The organism is Levilactobacillus humaensis, from assembly GCF_024345185.1.
In the GTDB taxonomy this organism is placed as follows: Bacteria; Bacillota; Bacilli; order Lactobacillales; family Lactobacillaceae; genus Levilactobacillus; species Levilactobacillus humaensis.
The window spans coordinates 1-21,381 of sequence record NZ_BROB01000035.1; the positions used below are offsets into that span (position 1 = coordinate 1).

At 44.2% G+C, this 21,381-nt stretch carries 18 protein-coding genes and 3 pseudogenes; 8 read left to right on the top strand and 13 right to left on the bottom strand.

Annotation, left to right across the window (positions count from 1 at the left end; translation table 11 throughout):
* Window positions 1-115: 115 nt before the first annotated feature.
* Window positions 116-484 (top strand): hypothetical protein, encoded by a 369-nt coding sequence (locus tag OCU14_RS09910; protein ID WP_181073329.1) that lies wholly within the window; start codon window positions 116-118, stop codon window positions 482-484.
* Between the two features lie 50 nt (window positions 485-534).
* On the opposite strand, the gene OCU14_RS09915 is transcribed toward OCU14_RS09910, so the two are convergent.
* The 3 genes from OCU14_RS09915 to OCU14_RS09925 all read right to left on the bottom strand — a co-directional run bounded on the left by OCU14_RS09915 (window position 535) and on the right by OCU14_RS09925 (window position 4,060).
* Window positions 535-3,300 carry a DNA methyltransferase gene (locus tag OCU14_RS09915; RefSeq protein ID WP_261810903.1) on the bottom strand — a complete coding sequence of 922 codons (2,766 nt, stop codon included), beginning with the start codon at window positions 3,298-3,300 and terminating at the stop codon, window positions 535-537.
* 120 nt (window positions 3,301-3,420) lie between these two features.
* A complete protein-coding gene (locus OCU14_RS09920) occupies window positions 3,421-3,699 on the bottom strand; it encodes a helix-turn-helix domain-containing protein (protein ID WP_003589707.1) in 279 nt (92 codons plus the stop codon).
* Between the two features lies 1 nt (window position 3,700).
* Entirely contained in the window at window positions 3,701-4,060 is a 360-nt protein-coding gene (locus OCU14_RS09925) for a type II toxin-antitoxin system RelE/ParE family toxin (RefSeq protein ID WP_003589709.1), read from the bottom strand.
* 208 nt (window positions 4,061-4,268) lie between these two features.
* Between OCU14_RS09925 and OCU14_RS09930 the strand changes: the two genes are divergently transcribed.
* Window positions 4,269-5,102, top strand: a complete 834-nt coding sequence (locus OCU14_RS09930) for a DUF6414 family protein (RefSeq protein ID WP_054719984.1) — start codon at window positions 4,269-4,271, stop codon at window positions 5,100-5,102.
* Window positions 5,102-6,247: an AAA family ATPase gene (locus OCU14_RS09935; RefSeq protein ID WP_010014585.1), complete on the top strand. Its 1,146-nt coding sequence runs from the start codon at window positions 5,102-5,104 to the stop codon at window positions 6,245-6,247. Before OCU14_RS09930 ends, OCU14_RS09935 begins: the two co-directional genes overlap by 1 nt.
* Window positions 6,248-6,387: 140 nt before the next feature.
* Here the strand turns inward: OCU14_RS09935 and OCU14_RS09940 are convergent, their stop codons facing one another.
* Complete coding sequence (locus OCU14_RS09940; RefSeq protein WP_261810904.1) at window positions 6,388-7,404, bottom strand: IS30 family transposase; 1,017 nt, start codon at window positions 7,402-7,404, stop codon at window positions 6,388-6,390.
* 134 nt (window positions 7,405-7,538) lie between these two features.
* On the opposite strand from OCU14_RS09940, the pseudogene OCU14_RS11255 reads away from it, so the two are divergent.
* Window positions 7,539-8,168: pseudogene (locus tag OCU14_RS11255) on the top strand (MDR/zinc-dependent alcohol dehydrogenase-like family protein); the annotation flags it as partial.
* Between the two features lie 156 nt (window positions 8,169-8,324).
* Here OCU14_RS11255 and OCU14_RS09955 read toward each other — a convergent pair.
* From OCU14_RS09955 to OCU14_RS09965, 3 genes are read right to left on the bottom strand one after another with little or no spacing between them, the layout of a single operon-like run.
* Window positions 8,325-10,001 carry a glycoside hydrolase family 13 protein gene (locus OCU14_RS09955; RefSeq protein ID WP_253727047.1) on the bottom strand — a complete coding sequence of 559 codons (1,677 nt, stop codon included), beginning with the start codon at window positions 9,999-10,001 and terminating at the stop codon, window positions 8,325-8,327.
* Between the two features lie 20 nt (window positions 10,002-10,021).
* Window positions 10,022-11,002: a LacI family DNA-binding transcriptional regulator gene (locus OCU14_RS09960; protein WP_261810906.1), complete on the bottom strand. Its 981-nt coding sequence runs from the start codon at window positions 11,000-11,002 to the stop codon at window positions 10,022-10,024.
* Complete coding sequence (locus OCU14_RS09965) at window positions 10,983-12,488, bottom strand: sucrose-6-phosphate hydrolase (RefSeq protein ID WP_261810907.1); 1,506 nt, start codon at window positions 12,486-12,488, stop codon at window positions 10,983-10,985. Before OCU14_RS09965 ends, OCU14_RS09960 begins: the two co-directional genes overlap by 20 nt.
* Window positions 12,489-12,743: 255 nt before the next feature.
* Between OCU14_RS09965 and OCU14_RS09970 the strand changes: the two genes are divergently transcribed.
* Both OCU14_RS09970 and OCU14_RS09975 read left to right on the top strand, forming a co-directional pair.
* Window positions 12,744-14,699 carry a sucrose-specific PTS transporter subunit IIBC gene (locus OCU14_RS09970; RefSeq protein WP_261810908.1) on the top strand — a complete coding sequence of 652 codons (1,956 nt, stop codon included), beginning with the start codon at window positions 12,744-12,746 and terminating at the stop codon, window positions 14,697-14,699.
* 52 nt (window positions 14,700-14,751) lie between these two features.
* A complete protein-coding gene (locus OCU14_RS09975) occupies window positions 14,752-15,618 on the top strand; it encodes a fructokinase (protein ID WP_261810909.1) in 867 nt (288 codons plus the stop codon).
* Between the two features lie 77 nt (window positions 15,619-15,695).
* Here the strand turns inward: OCU14_RS09975 and OCU14_RS09980 are convergent, their stop codons facing one another.
* The 3 genes and pseudogenes from OCU14_RS09980 to mobQ form a co-directional block, all read right to left on the bottom strand.
* Complete coding sequence (locus OCU14_RS09980; RefSeq protein ID WP_021730470.1) at window positions 15,696-15,902, bottom strand: SemiSWEET family transporter; 207 nt, start codon at window positions 15,900-15,902, stop codon at window positions 15,696-15,698.
* A 68-nt stretch (window positions 15,903-15,970) separates the two neighbouring features.
* Window positions 15,971-16,426 (bottom strand): annotated as a pseudogene (locus tag OCU14_RS09985) (DNA topoisomerase); the annotation flags it as partial.
* Between the two features lie 119 nt (window positions 16,427-16,545).
* Window positions 16,546-18,609 carry a MobQ family relaxase gene (gene mobQ / locus OCU14_RS09990; RefSeq protein ID WP_261810910.1) on the bottom strand — a complete coding sequence of 688 codons (2,064 nt, stop codon included), beginning with the start codon at window positions 18,607-18,609 and terminating at the stop codon, window positions 16,546-16,548.
* A 253-nt stretch (window positions 18,610-18,862) separates the two neighbouring features.
* On the opposite strand from mobQ, the gene OCU14_RS09995 reads away from it, so the two are divergent.
* Complete coding sequence (locus OCU14_RS09995; RefSeq protein WP_080952786.1) at window positions 18,863-19,090, top strand: hypothetical protein; 228 nt, start codon at window positions 18,863-18,865, stop codon at window positions 19,088-19,090.
* 21 nt (window positions 19,091-19,111) lie between these two features.
* Window positions 19,112-19,390 carry a hypothetical protein gene (locus OCU14_RS10000; RefSeq protein WP_089121838.1) on the top strand — a complete coding sequence of 93 codons (279 nt, stop codon included), beginning with the start codon at window positions 19,112-19,114 and terminating at the stop codon, window positions 19,388-19,390.
* On the opposite strand, the pseudogene OCU14_RS10005 reads toward OCU14_RS10000, so the two are convergent.
* From OCU14_RS10005 to OCU14_RS10015, 3 genes and pseudogenes are all read right to left on the bottom strand, one after another.
* A pseudogene (locus tag OCU14_RS10005) lies at window positions 19,380-19,631 on the bottom strand (hypothetical protein); the annotation flags it as partial. The gene OCU14_RS10000 and the pseudogene OCU14_RS10005 overlap by 11 nt on opposite strands.
* 40 nt (window positions 19,632-19,671) lie before the next feature.
* Window positions 19,672-20,505, bottom strand: coding sequence for a histidine phosphatase family protein (locus tag OCU14_RS10010; RefSeq protein ID WP_061777589.1), 834 nt, complete (start codon window positions 20,503-20,505; stop codon window positions 19,672-19,674).
* A gap of 288 nt (window positions 20,506-20,793) precedes the next feature.
* Window positions 20,794-21,381: IS30 family transposase (locus tag OCU14_RS10015; RefSeq protein WP_261810911.1), on the bottom strand; the 588-nt coding region annotated here is incomplete at its 5' end.

A 21,381-nucleotide genomic window follows, 5' to 3' on the forward strand; every position in this document is an offset into this window, starting at 1 on the left:
ATTATCAATGGCTTTTTAAATTAGGGCCTAGTACTTTTGGAATGGAAATACTTTCCAACACCAAAAATTCTAGACCCAAATAATTTTACAATCTACCATGGCTAAAATGTTAAGCATGCGCGATTTCGACTACTCCAAGATCGGCAACATCTTTGAACTAGACGAAGTCACCCCTAAAATGGCAACTGAAGAACGCCTTGATGATTCTGGCAACAAAATCATGGGCAATGATGGTACACCGCGGAAATTCAACACGGATGAAATTGTCGGCTATAAGTATTCCGTCACGATTCTGGAAGGTGAACATCGTAAGAAGTCCACTCAGATCACCGTTGCTGGTCTCGACTGTCCAATCAACAACGCGGAAATCATGAAACGTGACAGCGTGAAATGCCGCTTTACCGGTTTAGAACCAAGCATGGTCGGCAACCCAATCTACTACAAGGCTGAAAAGATTGAATTAGTGGCCCCGCAGGCCAAATAGAAACACTCTGGGCTACCCAATCTAAACGGGTAGTCCTTTTTCTCGCAATTCTACTTGGTCAGTTGCCGATAACGTTCAAACAGCATGGCGACGGTATCACTCTCGGTGGTGCCTTTAATTGTCAGCCCATATGCCCGCATAACGGCTCGATCATTATCTTGGTGGGCTTTGCGCAGTTCAGGAACTGTCGCCAACGGATCATAGAGATCAGCTAAGCTACTATCCGGGTAAAGTTTACGGGCATCGAGAATCCCCTGGGCTGTTTGTTCAATCTGCGCCTTTTGCTTATCATCAACTTCTGGCCACGGAAAATTTGCATAGACGGTTGGCGAGTAACTGTAATCGCTCTTCATTCTACCAGCAACCGCACGCATCCACGCCATATGCACATTAGAAGTCATCACACCGAACATATACAGACTGGCATTCGGAACGAGATACAGCTTGTTGCTGGCAATAACCGCTGGAGACATCCACCCCATCGGCACATAACGTCGGTGTTCGCTCGAAACCTCAGGGACCGCTAGATAGTTTGAATCCGGTTGACGAATTTCAGTGAATAACATGGGCATTTCCGCCAATGCTTTAACTGACGGTGTAGGACTTTTCAATCTTGCTTCGGTGACGGCCGCTAACCGTTCCATAATTGGTGGAACAGAACGAAATTGACTTGGTGATACACCCTTTAACCAAATGCAGTACCGCTCAACATTATTGATAAAGTCTCTGGAGCCAACATAACGTCGGATATAACTTTCTGTTTGCGGGTACTGCTTAATTAACGCCGCTCGTTCCGCTGGAGAAAGAATTAAGTTACCCCCGTCTGTTGGTTGGCTTCCCTTAGACATCACAGGAAAGTTGGCACCGGAAATACTAGTCTTTCGACGTGGCTGTGGGAATACATCAGTTCCCGCGGTAAGATACGCATTGATATGGTCAACCAGCTTCATCTGCCCCCCTTCAAACAGACGCTTCTTCTCCTTGCGTGGGTAGCCGGTGAAGCCAATGATGACCACATGGACTTGCGCCTTCTCCTTGGCCTCACTGCTCCAGCGGAATGTCCGATAGGCGAATTGAATTTCAATGCCCTTCTCGAATAGTTTTGGCCAAAGCGTTGGCGCTTGCTCACCTTGCGTGATCGAGTTAGTTGAAACAAAGGCGACCTCGGTCGTCTTACCTTGAATGAAGTCAGCCGCTTTGTTGTACCACGCCGCCACATAATCCAGCTTGCCATACTTGGTAAAATCATGGAAAGCAATATCCATGTCCGCTGCTTGCGCGCGTGTCCGCTTTTCGTGACCATAAAATGGTGGATTACCAATGATGTAAGTAATTCTCTCGCCGCCGACTACCGTTTCCCAATCGAGACGGATGGCATTGCCCTCTGTGATGTTGGTGTACGTCTTCAATGGCAAAAAGTCCATATTCGCGTAAACAATCGCCGCCGTTTCTTCCATCATCTGCGATTCAGCAATCCACAGCGCTGTCTTGCCGACGGACACCGCAAAGTCATTGATTTCAATACCATAAAACTGTTGAATAGACACCTTGATCAAATCGTCATCAACTGCCAACATGCTTTCATTCCCGTAAATCAAGCTGATAACCTGGTTTTCGAGCTTCCGCAATAACAAATAGGTTTCAGTCAGAAAGTTACCTGACCCACACGCTGGATCAAAGAAACGCAACTTACCGAGCCGGGCTTGAAAATCTGTCGCGCGCTGAATCATGGTCTTACGTTGCTTAATTTGCTTGATTTCAGTCAGCTCATTTCGGAGACCGTCTAGGAACATTGGATCAATGACTTTATGAATATTTGCAATCGAGGTATAGTGCATGCCACCTTCACGTCGCGTGTCTGGGTTCAAGGTACTCTCAAACACCGCACCAAAAATTGTTGGGCTGATCTCAGACCAGTCAAACTCCTTGCTGGCTTGATCTAGAATCAAAGCGCGCAACGAATCGGTGAATTGTGGAATCTCAACTTCCTCATTAGTAAACATTCCGCCATTCACATACGGAAACTCAGCCAACTTTTCTTCCAGATATGGGTCGCGTTTATCGATTGGCGTATCCAGCACACGAAACAGGTCTATCAAGGCCGTACGCAGATGCCGCGTCTCAAATTCATTGAGATAGTCGTGAAACATACCATGACGGCCAAAAATGCCAGCATCTTCAGCGTACAAGCAAAACACTAGACGTACAGACAACTCGTTAATACTACGCTGACTGCTGGCATTAGTAGGATCACGATACTGCGTGAACAGTTCATCGTAAATCTTGCCGACCAACTCACCAGCTTGCATTGAAACTTCCATCTCTTTGTCGAGATGCGGATTCAACTGATCGACGATAAAGTCCAAACGGTAATACTCAGTTGGTAAGTCCTTAAGCTGGATCACTGCCGGCTCGCCATTAGGTTGCTCCATATCATACACGAAGAACTGGGTAAAGTTGCTCGTGATAATCCAGCGCGGCCGCTTAGAGTACGGTAAATTGGCGGAATATCGTTTTGCTTGCTCAAATGGAGACAGCAAACTGCCGTCAGACTGCCGTATGCCGTCAAACAAGCTCTTATTTCGGCCTTTCTGTTCAATCAGCACCTTGGTTGTGTCAATGAAACCGTCAATAAAGCTGGTGTGATCCAGCATTACTCGGTCTTCAAAACTGATGTACTCACCAGGATTAGGAATATCATAGACAGTCTCCAGCAAGTCCAACCAGAAGGTCTGACTATCCTGTCGTTCATTACCACGATCTTGCCAACGCTTGACAAAGGCCGTGGCGGCTCGTTTTTGATCTGCTTCCTTCATGAAACAGCCTCGATTCGTCAGTATTATGTTTCAAGTATCACGCATCAATCATATAAAGAAAAGCGCCAGTCTCGAAGTTCCGAAAACTGACGCTCACAAACATGGGGACATCGCTATATTCTAAGTGAATTCAACCTTGAGCTTCTTTCCCAGTGCAAAGGCAATCTTGCTCATGGTATCAAAGCTAGTGTTCTGGCCATGCTCGATGCGCGCAATCGTTGATTGCGGCACATCTGCCCGCTCGGCTAGTTCCCGTTGGGTCAAACCGGCGCGTTCGCGCTCGCTCATCAACGCCACTGCGCTCTCAAGTTTGGCAGATTCGGCATCAAAGCCTGCCTTGAATTCAGGGTCCTTAAGTTGTTCAGCGAGATAATCGTCAAAAGAAATGTTCTTTGCCATGTTACTTACCTCCCAAATTATCGTAGTATTCTGTCCTGAGTTCTTTGGCATGATTAAGTTCAGACACCGGCGTCTTCTGGGTCTTCTTCGTGAAGCCATGCGTAATCACATAACGCGGACCTTCAACGTGAAAGTACAAGCCCCGCTGGATATTCGATCCTGTTGTCCGAAGCTCAAAGATGCCATCTGATATTTTTCTGATCCACATTTGGCGCGCCGCCACTTGCAAACCAAATTTCTGTGTCTTGGCAATGACGGTGACCAGCTTCTGCTTTTCCACTGGCTTCAAACTATCTAAGAATTCTTGGAATTCATTGTGTCCACTTGGACGCGTGTAAAACTCGAACTTAGGATTTTCCATGTGTTTAGTATACACCTAGCGAGCCATAGTATCAATATATGCTATCAGCTTCTAAAATCCAAATTTCAAAACTTCTTAGTCTCTAAATGAGTGAATTAAAAGACCACCACGTTCGGGAACGTTTGTTCGAAAATCGACCATAAAAGCCTTCTACTCTGCTATAATACGTATGAATCAATAAAAATTATATAGATAAGGCGGAACACACATGAAGAAAAGCCTGCCACGAAAAATCATCTACTTTGATGAAACCTCCGCTGTAGATTTATTACAGGTTCGTCAAAAAGGACATCTGACGAGAACCGAGGAAACAATTCGATCTATGACTGGGAAAATTGGCGCAGATGCTGACATAAAAGCACAACTAGACGAAGATGTCGGAGTCAATAAACTGGTGAGTCATATCTCTGGCTTATCCGCCGGCATCAACTCAATGATGGGAGCAAATGGATCTCTCAACGGAAGTAAAATTGCCAGAACCGTCATTGAGAATTCTTTGCTTTATGATTTCTTAGAGTCCGCAGAATCAAAACGGGGAACGCCATTATTAGATATTAAGGAAGATTACGCACTCTCAATTCCGAAGGATTCAATGACTTACTTCGCAACTATAGCGCCCCTAACAGAGATGATGGAGGGACATCAACAGCTCGACAATCCAGATATTACCATGGCAATTTCAAAAATGAACAGTGGCATCCGAAACTCTAAAGGTTACTACGAAGTGGTCGGAGAAAAAACTGATTCAAAATTTGGTAAATCCATCACCACTCAAAAGGTATTTCGTTTTAACATTGATGCTTTTAAGAACAATTATCGTATTCAGGATTTGCCTAAAATGAACTTAGTTCTGTATGCTATTCACGTCGGTACAACAAAGCTATCCCAACTCGATTTTGAAACAGAGTTCAATCTTGACAGTCAGCAGTCCGAAGTCGGATTTAGCGGCTTAGCCAAGCAGGCTCAATCCCATCAGGATGCTGATTCTAACGACGAAAAATCGCTTGATGTTTTCGATGTCGTTTTAGCGGGGGTTCGCTAATGGCAAATATTCAACTATTCTACGGATCGAGCAAAGATTTCCGCTCCCTACTTAATCAAAATCAAGTAGAGGACAATTACACACCATTTATGGAGCTGATTCGTCAATATAATGTAACGGTCCGCGCCAACGATACTATGGGCAACAAAGATGCCGAATTTAGCCGCGATAAAATTGGTAATGTGGTAATTTTTGCTGATGACTTTGCATCGGTCACAGAACACGTAATCTCAAATTTCTCGAATATTGTACTACTAGGCCACGACATCGAAAACTTGTATATTCAGAATCCTCCGAAACGAGTTGAATACTCCATCCGATCCAACTTTGATGAGGATGAGATTGTTGAAGTAACGTCGCCATATTTTTCTCCAAGTACGACCGAGGTCACAAAACTTTACTCTCAGCTACTAACCGGAAAAGTTATTGGACAAAACAATGCTAAACACGCATCGTGCGTAGGATTGTACAAAGCGGCATACCATCACCAGAAAAAGCCCACTGTCATGATGTTCTACGGACCCTCTGGCGTAGGTAAAACTGAATTAGCTAAGAATATTAGCAACTTCTACCATGGTAAGTTAACACGAATTCAGTTTTCAATGATGCAAACCGAAGAAGCCTTCAAATATGTTTTCGGTGATGAACATGCTCGGCCATCCATGGCTAGGGACTTACTATCGCGCGAATCAAACATCGTCCTAATCGATGAATTCGACAAGGTGTCCCCTAGCTTATATAACGTATTTTATCAAATGTTTGATGAGGGTATTTTCGAGGACATCAATTACAAAGTGGATGTATCTAGTTGCATATTCATCCTAACGTCTAATTTCAACGATGAGGAAACTATTGCATCCACGGTGGGCCTTCCAATATATTCAAGAATTGATCAAAAGATTAAATTTGAAAAACTAACCAAGGAGGAAATCTCCACGGTCATCTCAAATGCCTTCAAGCGAATTCTGTCAGAACTCACCCCTGAGGATCAGAAATTTATTAGCGCCTCAAAATTAGAAGAACACTATCAAGAAAATTTGCAGATTTTTTCAAACGTTCGCATGCTTGATTCATTTATCGAAAATGACGTATATACCATGTTGCTCGAGCAACAAATAACAGTTAACTCAAGTTCAGATGAATAGTAGTGCCCGATCCCACAAAAAGAGCCATATCTCAAGCAATCTGCTATGAGTATATGGCTCTTTTTGTGGCAGGATTTTGGCCCTCAATTTTCAAGTCAAGTGCAACGATGATAACGAATTCTTGATAGTGGTCTAGGCTGTTACACCATGCATCGGTAGTAATCGCATGGGCGAAGATAGTTCAGAATACGTCTGGGACGATGGTTCAGTGCGGATTGGACTGCTTGAATTTCAACCAGGGTAACTGCTCTGAGAGACTTCCCTTTCGGGAAGAATTCCCTAAGCAGTCCATTGGCGTTCTCGTTTGTGCCACGCTCCCAAGGCGAGTACGGATGTGCGAAGTAAATCTGGGTTCCAACAATCTCTGATAACTTGGCAAACTCGGAACCATTGTCAAAAGTGATACTCTCAAATTCCTTGGCCCCGTAGTCGTCGATCGTGTCCTGCAAGGCTTTAAGGCAGGTGTCCGCATGATAGTCAGGAATCTTGACGATGATCTCAGTCCGGCTGTACCGTTCTGTGAGCGTCATTAATGCTGGCTCATCAGCTAAGCGAATACCTTTGACCAAGTCGCCTTCCCAATGTCCCACGCCTGTGCGGTCATTCACGGCCGCAGGACGCAACTCGATTGAGTCGCCGTATATTTTCTTATTCTTGCGCTTGTGGGCGTTCTTATAGCCTTTGATGCGGCGTCGGAGCTTCTTGGGAAGTGTCATGTTGTCTAGCTCAAGCAGCCCGGCGTCGATGTAGCGATACACAGTTGTCGTTGAAGGGCAAGCCTTGCCCTGGTCGCGATAGAAGTGTACGAAGCTATCAACGCTGTGTACGCGCGGCTTACGAGTAAGCTCCCTGGCGAGAGCCTTGAAGAACGCACGGCCGGTCTTAAGAAAGGCGTAGTGACCGGTTCTATCGCGTTTACGGTCGTGCATGGCTTGGGCAGTTTCCGCAAGATAGACTTGATGCGAGTGACGCTTCGAGTCGAGCTGAGTTACAGATCCACGCGTGATTTCTCGTGAGATTGTCGCTTTACTGCGATGAAGCTTCTGTGCAATCACGGTCGCGGTGTCACCAGCAGCCTGAAGGGCCTGAATTGTAGCACGGTCGCTAAAACTGAGTTGTTGGTAATGCTTGTGGGTGTTAGTCTGAGAGTGGGTCATGAAGATTCCTGCTTTCTTGTTTAGCTAGCACTAACAAGAATAGGTCTTCATGGCCTTTATGGTCTAGTCGTCAGGGTGTTGCACTTGAATTGTAAACTGGGGAAATACTTTCCAACACCAAAAATTCTAGACCCGTTTGTTTAGATAGCGATCTAGCGGTGACCATGCCAACTAATCTTGATCCGGTCACCGCCGTCAGCTTAGTCACTCCAGGGATTGTCGCTTACAAAACGGTGCGCTACTTTGCGGACGTCCAGGCCGACCAAACGGTGATTGTCAAAGGCACTGGCAGCCCAGTCGGCTTGTTAATTATTCAGTTAGCCAAACGATTATATGTCCACGTTATCGAGATTGCTAGTGACCGTTATGCTAACTTGATTGCGACACTGGGAGTCGGCTAATTCGTCGACTATCAGCATCAAAATCCAGTTCACGTGTTAGCCGACCGCGGTGACGTCGTAATCAATGTCGCTATCGATGGCGTTGGTGGCAAAGATGACTTAGCAACGGCCAAATTTGATGCGACCATCGCTTCATTCGCCCGTCACTTGCCAGCCAACAGTAAATCAATTCGTTTCCAAGCAATCCAACCGACCGAAGTGATTTCTGATCAAGCCGCCTTACAATTACTATTCAAGTTGCTAGATACTGGTCAATTGACCACGACGATCGATGAACAACTACCGTTTAACCTCACGGGCTTCATTCAAGGTCACCAACGACTAGATGAGCCTCACGTGGGCCAAGTGGTCGTCGCGCGCTAAAAAAACTGCTTTCAAAAGGATAACTTTTGAAAGCAGTTTTTTAGTCAGGTGGTCGCTTATTAAGACCATCGCAGAATTTTGAGCAACCCAATTCACACTAATCGTAACGATTGGGTATATTTCAAAGACCGCCTCAATTAGCCAAGTCCTGGATACCTATGCGAGTTGGTAGACCCAAGCCTCATAAGGCCGTAATTTATTTGGCTGCTGCTCGCCATAATTACTAATCAAGCATTTGGCCGTGGGCGTCAGATATTGATCCAGTGGTCGGGACAGTGTCTCGGCTGTGAAATTGCAACAAACTAGCCAGGTCCGCCCTTCCCATTGCCGTGCATATAAGAATACCTGCGGATCATCGGCCCACAAGAGCTCAAACGAACCTAACGTCACTAAGGGGTATTGATGTCGTAATTGAATCAAGTGCTGATAATAGTACCACACTGAATCCGGATCAGCCAAAGCTGCGGCAGCATTGATTTGACGATAGTTGGGATTGACCGTGAGCCATGGCGCCGCGTCACTAAAACCCGCGTTAACCTCCGTGTCCCATTGCATCGGCGTTCGCGAGTTGTCCCGAGAACGCGCCGCTAATCGGGCCATCATATCTGCCGGTGATAGCAGCTGGCGCTCAGTCACTAAACCACGATAGGCATTGAGCGATTCAATATCTCGGTAACTGGCTAGTTCAGTAAAATGAGCGTCAGTCATCCCCAGTTCCTCACCTTGATAAATATACGGGGTTCCCTGTAAGAGGTGTAAACACGTTGCGAGCATTTTAGCCGAACGTACCCGATATGCTGGTCGGTCATCACCAAAACGTGAGACCGCTCGTGGCGTATCATGATTGTTCCAAAACAGGCTGTTCCAAGCCCGCCCTTCAAGTCCGACTTGCCAGTCACTAATGACTTTCTTTAGCGCCACTAACGGTGTCTTACGCGTACTCCACTTACCAAGACCATGCTGACTATTATCAAGTCGCAGATGTTGAAATTCAAAGACCATATCTAATTCGTGCTGATCAGCGCCCGCATACTTCAGCGCATCCGCTGGTGTCACCCCGTGGGTCTCACCAACCGTCATGATATCAAACTGTGACAACACTTCTTGGTTCATTTCTTGCAAGAATTCATGAACTCGCGGTCCGTTCGTTACTCGAGCATCGCCAAACTGACTATGCGGTTTCAGTGAACCATCTGGTAATCCGGGTAACTTAGAGATTTGGTTAATGACGTCCATTCGAAAACCGTCAACACCCTTGTTCAGCCACCAGGTCATCATCGTATAAACTGACTCTCGTAAGGTCGGATTCTCCCAGTTTAAATCAGGTTGTTTTGTTGAAAACGTGTGTAAATAATACTGCTGGGTCTGCTCATCATATTGCCATGCTGAACCACCAAAAGCCGCATCCCAATTATTGGGCGCCTTTTTGCCGTTACCTGAGCGCCAAAAGTAGAAATCACGATATTGATTGGTGCGGTCCTGGCGACTGCGTTTGAACCATGGATGCTCATCAGAGGTATGGTTAACAACCAAGTCCATGATGATCTTTAAGCCCCGGTCATGGGCGGCTTGCAATAGTTCATCAAAATCAGCCATAGTGCCAAAGTCGGCCGCAATTTGTTGATAATCACTAATATCATAACCATTATCATCGTTGGGTGAACGATAAATGGGATTGAGCCAAATGACGTCGATTCCTAATTGCTTTAAGTAGTCTAGGTGGGCCGTGATCCCCTTTAAGTCACCAATACCATCATGATTGGTATCTTGAAAACTCCGTGGATAGACCTGATAGACAACGGCTTGTTGCCACCACTTGATTGTTGCTGCCATAATTACGATTAACTCCTTAGTTACGCGGTAAGGCCCTTGATGAGATTAACTGGTAACGTATATTTTGATTCCAGTGTACAATTCGCATCCTCAATCCGCTGCAATAGTAGAGAAACCAGTAACGTGCTAATATCCGCTAACGGTTGTTCTACTGTTGTTAATTCAGAATGATAATCACGTATGAGCGCCGTGCCATCATAACCAACAACGCGTAATTGCTCAGGAACCGTTAATGACAGTTGTCGCGCGACGTTGAGCACTAGTAAAGCGGTCAAATCATCACTACAAAAAATACCATCATACTGATGTTGTGTCATAATCGTCTTAATTTCCATCATCTTCAGCGCAGGGGTCAACTCAAACGGTAATTCATGGACATGGGGTGTTAGCTGTTGGGCAGTCAAGTAGGCTTCATATCCTTCACGGCGACCATTCGTTGGCGAACCAGCGTGTGACTTACCAGTAAAAATAGCCACGTTAGTCGCCCCCGCCTGATGCAATGTCTGGGTTGCTAGCCAGCCCCCCTGGTAATTATCCGAACTAACGATGGGAATATTGTCGGATAAGTACCGGTCAAATGAAATAATCGGAAGACCATATTGTTGATATTCTTCAATACCTAAATTGTGGGCACCAGCAATAATCCCGTCGACCTGATTAGCCATCAACATTTGTAAGTAGTCGCGTTCTTTTTGCGGATCATCCGCACTATTACATAAAATCACCTTATAATTTTTAGCAAATAAGATTTTTTCAATCCGGGACACCATTTCACCAAAGAACGGATTACTAATATCTGAAAAGATGACGCCAATTAAGCGCGTATTCTTTCCTTGCAGTGAGCGTGCCATATTATTCGGCTGATAATGCAGTTCTCGCATCGCCGCGAAAACTTTTTCTTTAGTCTGACTACTCAGGTAGCCATGGTTATTAATAACCCGAGAAACGGTTGTCGCTGAGACCCCCGCTAGCTTCGCAACATCATTTAATTTTGGTTTCATTGTTATCGACTCCAGTATGCTCTGATTGGCGCCATTCCCAGACTTTACCGATAACTGCCGTAGTGTCACCTTGAACGTTAAGGCGACTCGGGGTAGCGTTTAAGAAGAAACGGCCGGTCATCACGGAATAGCCGTTATCAATATAGCATTCAAAGACTGACACATCTATGATTAGCCGGATTTTTATCGTCTTATGGGCCGTTAACTCCACTTGACGAGTCTGACCATAATCTTCAGCAAACGAATTCCCCGTATGCCGCCGATCAATCATAACCTGACCATGGTTGGCATCAACAGTCACCTGCAGCTGGCCACTTTCCTGCTGATCAGCAATGTTAACCGTGACCGTTTTATCAGCGGGAACCGTCAGTAAGAGTTCAAAGCTGCCATTCAAAGCGGCCACCGTCGCCCGTTGTTGCTCAAAGACTAGGTCATGCGCCGTCGTCCGCAAATCATCCACCGCTGCCACTGGATTTTGATAGAGGTGCCCATCTTTAAGCGTTAGTTCCTTAACTAAGCTCAAACAATGGGCCCAATTTTCACGATCAGTTGGATAGGAAATTTCAGGTAACCCAATCCAGCTGACGGCTAACGCGCGGCCATCCGGCGCATTGATTGCCTGCGTAGCATACACGTCAAAGCCGTCATCCAATTGCGTCAGGGCGTGGGGTTCAGTGAATTGTGCCTGAGCTAGGTCCAATTGATCGGCAACTAAGTATATGTTCGGATAAATATTCTGATACGGGATCGTTGCTTGCGATAACCCTTGGGGACAGAACAATAAGACGGGCTGTTGATCGATCCAGACCAGATTTGGACACTCAATCATATAACCCCGCGCATTTGCGGGAACGTTCAACTCGCCTTGACACGTCCAGGTGGTCAGATCCTTTGAGAAATAAACCAAGATAGCACCGATCTCAGTAGTCGTCTGCGCACCGATCAGCGCGTAGTAGCCGTGGTCAGTCCGGATCAAGTCCGGATCACGAAACGAATTCGTGTACCCAGCCGGAGCATGCGCAATTAGTGGCCGGGACAGCTTTTTAATATGATTATCCGTGTCCATCCAGGCACCTAATTGATACGATTCACGTTGCCAGTCGGCAGTACGGACATTACCCGTATACATAATAAATAACTGATCATCAATTGGTAGTGCTGTACCCGTGTACGCGCCGTGTGAGTCGTACGGCGTATCTGGTCGAATCGCTAAGCCCTCATCATGCCAATCCACCAAGTTCTTAGAGGTCACGTGTTGCCATGACTTCAGTCCGTGTACCGGACCGAACGGAAAGACTTGGTAGAACAGGTGCCACTGACCATCAAAGTATGAAAAGCCACAGGGGTCATTTAACAAACCTGATGTAGGCTGAATATGATGTTGCATCCGCCACTTAGACTGGCGTGCCTGGGCAACGAGCTGTGGTAGCTTAGTTGCTGGCCACTGTTCATAAGGGGTATAACGGGTTTTACGATTCCATATCATGACGATGAGCTCCTTTTTAACGTTCGACTTAATTGTCACCATTATAAAACCGCTTACACCAATATGTCAATCGTTTGACATTTTTATATTATATTTTCATGTCAGCGTTTCAAATTAGGCTTTTTAACAAGATTATCAAGCAATCCAGTTTTGTATCAAACGCTTGACATATTTTCCAGACTTGTTATTATTGGGTCTGTAAAGCGCTTACATTATTAAATTAAAAATAATTTTAGACTCAGGGAGTGAATTATTATGAATCATCAAGAAGTTGCCGACCGCGTACTTAATGCAATTGGTAAAAACAACATTCAAGCCGCCGCCCACTGTGCGACACGCCTCCGTTTGGTCATCAAGGATGAATCCAAGATTGATCAACAAGCCTTAGATGACGACGCGGACGTTAAGGGGACCTTCGAAACTAACGGCCAATACCAAATCATTATTGGCCCTGGCGATGTCGATAAAGTCTATGACGCCTTAATCGCCAAAACAGGTCTTAAAGAAGCGACCCCCGATGACATCAAGGCAGTTGCCGCTGCGGGTCAAAAGAAAAATCCATTAATGGACTTCCTCAAAGTCTTATCTGATATTTTTATTCCAATCGTCCCTGCACTAGTTGCTGGGGGTCTATTAATGGCACTAAACAACGTTTTGACTGCCGAGCATCTTTTTATGGCGAAGTCAGTTGTTGAAGTTTACCCTGGCCTCAAAGGTATCGCCGAAATGATTAACGCGATGGCTAGTGCGCCGTTTACTTTCTTGCCAATCCTCTTAGGATTTTCAGCAACGAAGCGCTTCGGTGGCAACCCCTATCTGGGTGCTACGATGGGCATGATCATGGTCTTACCATCACTAGTTAACGGCTATAGCGTTGCAACGACCATGGCTGCCGGCAAGATGGTTTACTGGAACGTCTTTGGTTTACACGTTGCACAAGCAGGCTATCAAGGCCAAGTGCTCCCTGTTTTGGCCGTTGCTTATATTTTGGCTACTTTGGAGAAGTTCTTCCACAAACATATCAAGGGTGCATTTGACTTTACGTTCACGCCAATGTTTGCAATTGTCATCACTGGCTTTCTAACTTTCACAATCGTCGGTCCTGTCTTACGAACGGTGAGCGACGCATTAACTAACGGTTTAGTAGGCTTATATAACACGACTGGTTGGATTGGCATGGGCATCTTTGGCCTTCTCTACTCGGCCATTGTCATTACTGGGCTCCACCAAACCTTCCCGGCTATTGAAACCCAGTTATTGGCTAACGTCGCCAAAACGGGAGGTTCTTTTATCTTCCCAGTCGCCTCAATGGCCAACATTGGACAAGGTGCCGCTACTTTAGCCATTTTCTTTGCCACTAAGAGTCAAAAGCAAAAAGCCTTGACTTCTTCAGCCGGGGTCTCAGCGTTACTCGGAATTACGGAACCTGCTATTTTCGGGGTCAACCTCAAGATGAAATTTCCATTTGTCTTTGCAGCGATTGCCTCAGGAATTGCTTCAGCTTTCTTAGGACTATTCCACGTTCTGTCCGTGGCGATGGGTCCCGCATCAGTCATCGGGTTCATTTCGATTGCTTCAAAGTCGATTCCAGCATTCATGCTCAGTGCTGTCATCTCGTTCGTCGTCGCATTTATTCCAACTTTTATCTATGCCAAACGAACACTCGGTGACGATCGTGATCAAGTAAAATCACCAGCACCAACGAGTACCGTCATCAATGTTAATGATGAGATTATCAGTGCACCAGTAACGGGGACTAGCGAAAGTCTCAAACAAGTTAACGACCAAGTTTTCTCATCCGAAATCATGGGGAAAGGCGCCGCAATCGTGCCAAGCGCTGATCAGGTCGTCGCACCAGCTGACGGGGTCATCACTGTCACTTATGATAGCCATCATGCTTATGGCATCAAAACAACTGCTGGTGCCGAAATTCTGATTCACTTAGGATTAGATACGGTCAATTTAAATGGTGAACACTTCACTACTAACGTTCAGAAGGGCGATACCGTTCATCAAGGTGATCTACTCGGAACGTTTGACGTCGCTGCCTTAAAAGCCGCTAACTATGATCCAACCGTCATGCTAGTCGTCACAAATACGGCCAATTACGCTAATGTTGAACGACTCAAAGTCACGAATGTCCAAGCTGGTGAACAGCTCGTTGCGTTGACTGCACCGGCAGCTAGCTCAGTTGCTGCTACAACTGTCTAAACTTTATTAGGAGAATAAATAAGACTACATTTTTAACTACAGGAGGCACACTATGCTTTTAGGTGCAATTGAAGCTGGTGGTACAAAATTTGTTTGTGCCACGGGCGCTGAAAACGGGCAAGTTAGCGACCGAATTTCGATCCCCACGACAACCCCCACTGAAACCATGACTGCGGTAGACGACTATTTTACGACTCATCCCGTTGACGCGATTGGTATCGGTTCATTTGGTACCATCGGCGTTAATCCCGATGATCCGAAATATGGTTACATTACCACGACTCCCAAACCCGGCTGGGGTGACTTCGACTTTTTAGGCCATCTTAAAAGTCGATTCAACATCCCACTCTACTGGACCACTGATGTTAACGAAGCCGCTTATGGCGAATCAATGATTGGAATCGCTAAGGACGTCCCTAACAGCATCTACATGACGATTGGTACCGGTGTTGGCGCTGGCGTCATTAGTCAGAACCACATTTTTAATGGTCGCACTCATACTGAGCTTGGTCACATGCGACTCAACCGGTTACCTGGGGACGATTTCAAGTCCAACTGTCCTTACCATGACATCTGTTTAGAAGGTTTAGCTGCTGGGCCAGCAGTTGGAAAACGAACGGGGAAAGCTGGGAAAGATATTCCCGTTGACGATCCGGTCTGGCCAATCATAGCTGACTACATCGCACAGGCATGTGTCAACCTCACCGTCGCCTTCGCACCTGATAAAATTATTCTTAACGGTGGTGTTATGAATCAACGGCAGCTCTTTCCCATGATTCGTGAAAAGTTTGCCGCCTATCTAAATGGCTACGAAGAAGTCCCACCACTGGATGACTATATCGTTCCCGCTGGACTGGGTAACAATTCTGGCATTGCCGGTGGCCTATTGTTAGCTCAGGTTGCTTTAAAGAACGCTTAACACCTTGCAAAAAAGTCCGCCGATACGCGTTTAAACGTATCAGCGGACTTTTAGTTTACAGTCAATTTGTCATTCGGTTAATGAATATATACGGTTAAAACAGTGATAAATCCAAAAATCACCCCGGGAACATTTGAAATAATAACGGGCCAATCCTTATAAGTCTTGAACCAGCCGTAACCAGTCCATAATATCCCATTAATCATTGCCACGAGTGGTTGTAGCGGCGATACTGGGTCACCTGAGAAATTCGAAATGATTTGCGGAATATACGACACGTACATGGTAGATTGTAAAATTAATCCGACGCTGTTCGGATTAATTTTACAATCTACCACACAAACTATTTTATACTCTCGGTTAAAGCGACTTGCTTAGAGACTAACCCCAGATACTTCGTCAGATTAGCCACTAAATACTCAAATTCTTTATCAGTGATATAAGCACAATCTGTTCGGGGATAACTCAGCAACTTAGCTTCATATAAACTTTGAATGGCCGCTAAGGTTTGGCTGGCGCTAGCGTGATAACGTTTATTCATGGCACTCTGGAGACTGGATAGCGAGAATGGTTGGGGACTAGAACGCTTTTTGCCTTGTTTTTGGACGTCCTTGATAAAACCGTCCTGTGAGCCTTTCTGAACGTATTTAGCCTGCATGAATGTCATTAGTCCTGTTTCGTCTTTAAATCGCTGATAGGGGTCTAATTTTGCGACAAATTTTTGCTGATTAGCAAGAATTTCAGCATTTAGTTCAAAATAGGGTTCCGGCTTAAAGTTTTTGATTGCCTGGTCTCTTTGATAGACCATACACAAGGCTGGCAGCTATAGGTAACTAATCGAGCACGCTCTACGTACCAAATTTTTATCAATATAAAATACATTATGGGCTACCATTCATACCAATTAACCAGTCGCTAATTTTGTGATTACAAGTGCATGCCCCCATCCTCATGCCGGTTTCGAGTTTGGTGTTGCCGTTGCTTTTTCGTCATTTCCCACTCGGTCTCTTTTAAACCTTGCGCCTGTCTTTGCCGTTTGTAATCTTCATCACGAGCATATAGAACAGTCATGATTGCGTCACTAAAGGCCGTCTTTAAGTAGTAGTTTGGACTAACTGGCTTATAATTTAACGGTTGATAATGCCCCATATTTGCTTTTCTATACTGGTCGTCCTTGGCTTGTTGCGCTTTTAACTGCTTTTGGATTTTCTCAATCTGACTGTTCTTAATCATCGGATCGGCTTTGCATTCACCCAAAAAGAGTTGTTTAGTGCCGTCATGCTTTAAAACCCGTTGTAAGTGATGATTCTCTAACTGATCTAAGCTAAGCTGTCCCAATAAATAAGCTAGTCCTTGTTGATGTTCCTGGGTATTGAAAACCCTCGGTGGGTTTTTCTGCCACTGTGCGATTGTTTCAACCTTGCACGGTTTTAAAGCTGGATCATAGTACATCACGGCTGTATAGGCCTGTTCCAGTTTAATCATTGGGAGTTCATCTAAATCACCATTGGGAAAGGCTCTTTTCAATACTTCATGGTATTGCGTTTGAATGACTTGCTTAACGGCCATGATTGCCCGTAGATCTTTGACTGCGCGAGTAATCTTTTGCTGTTCGGTTGGTGAATATTTCTCTAGTAACCCTTGATCGACGTGTTCTAGACTTTCTAAGTTATCGTCATGAATCATCAGCGTATATTTCAGTTCGATTTTGACTTCCTTTTCTTGTTGCATTAATAACTTCCAGCCAACGTATGGCCGTTTGGTAAAGGTCAATAATTGTTGGGTCAACAAATCATCACGAATGTTCATTAAACGTTCGTTTAATTCACTACCCTTGAAAACTGTTTGTTCGCTATCGGTTTCCTTAATTAATTCTCGTCTTTCAGCTTGCGTGGTCTGTTCAAAATTAAGCTCTGGATAAAGTTTTTTCGTGGTACGATCGACCACTTTGTTTAAGAGTTCATCTGCCTTTTTTAATGAGCTTTCTTGTTGGTTAATTGTCAATAATTGTTTAGTCACATCTTGACCAACTGCATGTTTAATTAAGGTGCTATTTTTCCAATTAAATAGCATGCGCCGCTTATCATCTAAACTTTCCAAACTAATATAAGTTTTCAGTTCGTGGCTTAACTCTTTGACCACTTTTTTCTCGTTAAACGAGAAGTGTTTACTTAGGCTATCCAAGTGGCCTCGATTAACTACTTTCTCCTGCATATTTTTATAGCCAGCTTTGGACTTACGATAGTTCTTAACTTGTTGATTAAATGCCTTTCTTTCATGCCGTTTGCTATTGATTCCCTCGTGTTGGGTTGGTGTATCATCTATTCCCTGCTCAGTAAATGATTTTTCACTGATCCGATCGGGAATATTTTTTTGCTCTAAAACCTGATTGACACTAACTGCCCAATTATGACGCCATTCAATTATTTTTTCTTTCTTATCCCAATTGACCATCAGTATCTTTCTACTCTTAGGGTACTTGCTAGTTCCGGTATATGTTTTATTGCCATTCTCATCTAAAATATATTGCTTTTTGCTCTTAATTCCCCATGTTCCGTCTGGGTTAAATGGGCGGTTAGTTAACATCACATGGGCATGCGGATTATCTGGGTGATCGCGATGAATTGCCACATCGGCTACCATGCCCTCATCAACAAAATTTTCTTGCACATATTTTGTCAATAACTCTTTCTGTTCGGATTCACTTAATTCTACCGGTAAAGCCACGTTAAACTCTTTTGCATACCGTGAGTTTGATTTACGATCTTTCTTTTCAACTTCGTTCCACAACTGTTCTCGATCACTCGACCATTCCGGTGAATTTTTTGGCGTCAAAATAAAGCTTTCTGGCATGATCGATCGGGCATAGAAATAGTGGCGACCTTCCTTATCATCAAATAGCTTTTCACCACTTCGATAAGCAGCACTGGCAATCGCACTTCGTCCTTTACCAGCACTAATATTACTAAAACTCATATGAAAGATTGCCATGTCAGTCACCGCCTTCCTTTGATTCTATGGATTTTGACTTTGTTGTCGCCATCGGCGACTTCTAATACAGGATTTTATCACGATTTACCCCACAAGAATTTAGTGGGGTGTAAGTGCGCATTGACCTCGTTTCACTCGGTCTGCTGATTCTCCTGAATTTATTTTTAGTGTATGCCTTCCGCTTCGCTATTTCAACTTTTATACTTTGACTTAACGTTTCCTATATGATATAGTTTCGGTGATTATTTCTAATATGATTGGAGGGATTGTTATGTCTCAAAGTAACTTAGAAAAACAAGAAGCTAAATTAAAAGCCCTTAATCAAAAAATTAAGGACGAAAAAAATAAGATTGAACAACGACTAGGTAAACAAATCATCAGTCAAGCCAATTTAGATTATGCTAATTTATCTAATGACAATATCAAGTCCTTATCCAAAAAAGTATCCGAGTTTTTAAAGGAAAAGTCCGTAGATCATTAGTCATAGGAGATGGGGAATTCCATGCCTAATCAATATGAAAAACTAATTGAACAACAAGCGCGTTTAAAACAAAAAATTGAGCGGGAAGATTTTAAGTTACGCCAATCTAAGTATTATGAAAATCGACAAGCACGAAAAACCCGTTCTCGCCGATTAATTCAAAAAGGGGCTTTATTAGAAAAGTACTTTCAAGCTAATAACCTCTCGGTCGAACAAACCGAAGAACTTTTAAAAACATTCGCTGACTATGTCAACGCCCATAAACCGGATAAATTAAAAAACGATCAACCTAATAACTAGGCCGATCGTTTTTATTTTCAGGATTGTTTTTTGGCTTAACTTCTGGATTGTGTTTAGCAAAGTCTTTTAACTGTTTTTGAATTCTTTGTGTAAGCTCTACTTTACTTTCTTTGTGCTTCCTTTTACTTGATCGCTGTTGAATTATCTTTTGACCCTTACCTCTTCTTTTTGATTTTAGGTCAAGCGTCAAATCTAAAATTTTATTTTGATCTAGCTTACTTAAATAGTAGATTGTATAAAAAAGATGACCCCAATATAACTGTGAAGTCATCTACATTCATCTATTTAGCTAACTTAGCACCCTTGTCCACATAAACCATGGAACCAATCGGTCCACTAACGGCTAATTTACCATTCTTGTAAGTTAATTTTGTCACTGCTGCATTCTTCAGCGGTGCGCCCGTATACTTGCTACCAGCCATTGATGAGAGATATTCATTGATGGACATCCCAGAACTAACAACTAGTGCGTTACCGCCGCCCCGTTTTTGCGTAGCCTTGGCAATGGTTAACAATTCCTTAGACATCCGCTTTTGCACTTGCTTAGAACTTTCTGCTCGATCACTAGCCACCAGATTGGTCTTTTGGCTATTTTCTTGATCAAGTTTGTAGTAGGCATTCTGTAACAGATTCCAGTAGTCTTTACCTTGCTTGGCCATCATTTCATCACCAGACTTGAAGCCGTACACACCGGCAATTAAGGCATTATCAGCTGCAATACTGTCACCTTCAAAACTGCCGTAGCCGCCTTCACGTAAGTATTTGGATACGTTGACTTTAACCTTCTTGTTTCCCGAGTACTTGAGCGCTTGCTTGGCCGTCACTTGTTGCCGAGTCAAATTCCCAGCATAGGCCACTTTAAAAGTCTTGCCCTTCAAGCCGCGTCCCAAGTTGTTGGCAACGGCAACCCCATTGCTGGTCAGTGGGAAGTCGCTCCATCCTTGAACCCGTCCCATCACGTTTCCAGTCGTTTCACCATGCCGCGTTAAATAAATCGTCACAGGTTTAACTGCTGCTTTCTTCTTGGTCTTGGCCTGCGCATTGCTGGGTACTGCCACTAGAGCCAAGGCACCAGCAGTCACAGCTAACAAACTAACAATTTTCGTAAATTTCATGGATAATCTCCTCCAAATCTGAAATGATGTCGCATGTTCAGCATTGTTCTTGTCAACGAGTATCTATTAATTGACAAAAATAAAACGCCTACATTGCGATTTTAGCACTTATTTTTACGATGACAATCATTTTTTAATCCTGTAGTTCGAACGTTTAAGTCTCTGATAAAAAAGTAAAAACATTTTAGCACGGATTAGAACCCGGCATGTCGATTTCCAATTCTAAATTTACGAATCCCTCGAATCAAGCTTGTTTTTTACCACGTATGTAATCGGTAGATTGCAAATTTAATCCAAATTTTTGGACAAATTGGTCAGCATAACCTGATACGGTGTTTTCCAGTCAAGTATTTTAAGCGGTCTCTGGTTAATTTGGAGTAACGTCGTCGTTAAATTTTGAGCACTAATTTGCTCAAAACGAGTCCCCTTAGGATAAAAATAACGTAAATTCCGATTAAAGCGTTCATTACTACCACGTTCAGCTGGCGTATAAGCATGACAGTAATAGGTCTTAATACCATATTGTGATTCAAATGATACTAGCCCACTAAACTCAGTACCACGGTGCACAGTAAAACTGTGCACCGGTCCATTAAAAGTGGTTAGGAACTTAGTCAGTGCTTCATTAACACTCGCTGTCGTTCGGTCCTTTAACCGATATGCCCAAAGGAACCGTGATTTGCGATCGATTAAAGTTAATAAAACTGCCTTACTATGCCCACGAGGGCCAACGACGGTATCTAGTTCAAAATCACCGATGCGATTACGTTGATTAATCATCATGGCACGCTGTTCAATCGATCGCCCCAAAGATTGATTATATTTGGATCGTTGGTCAACGTTACGCCGTTGGCGTACGCCATGTTCAGGTAGATC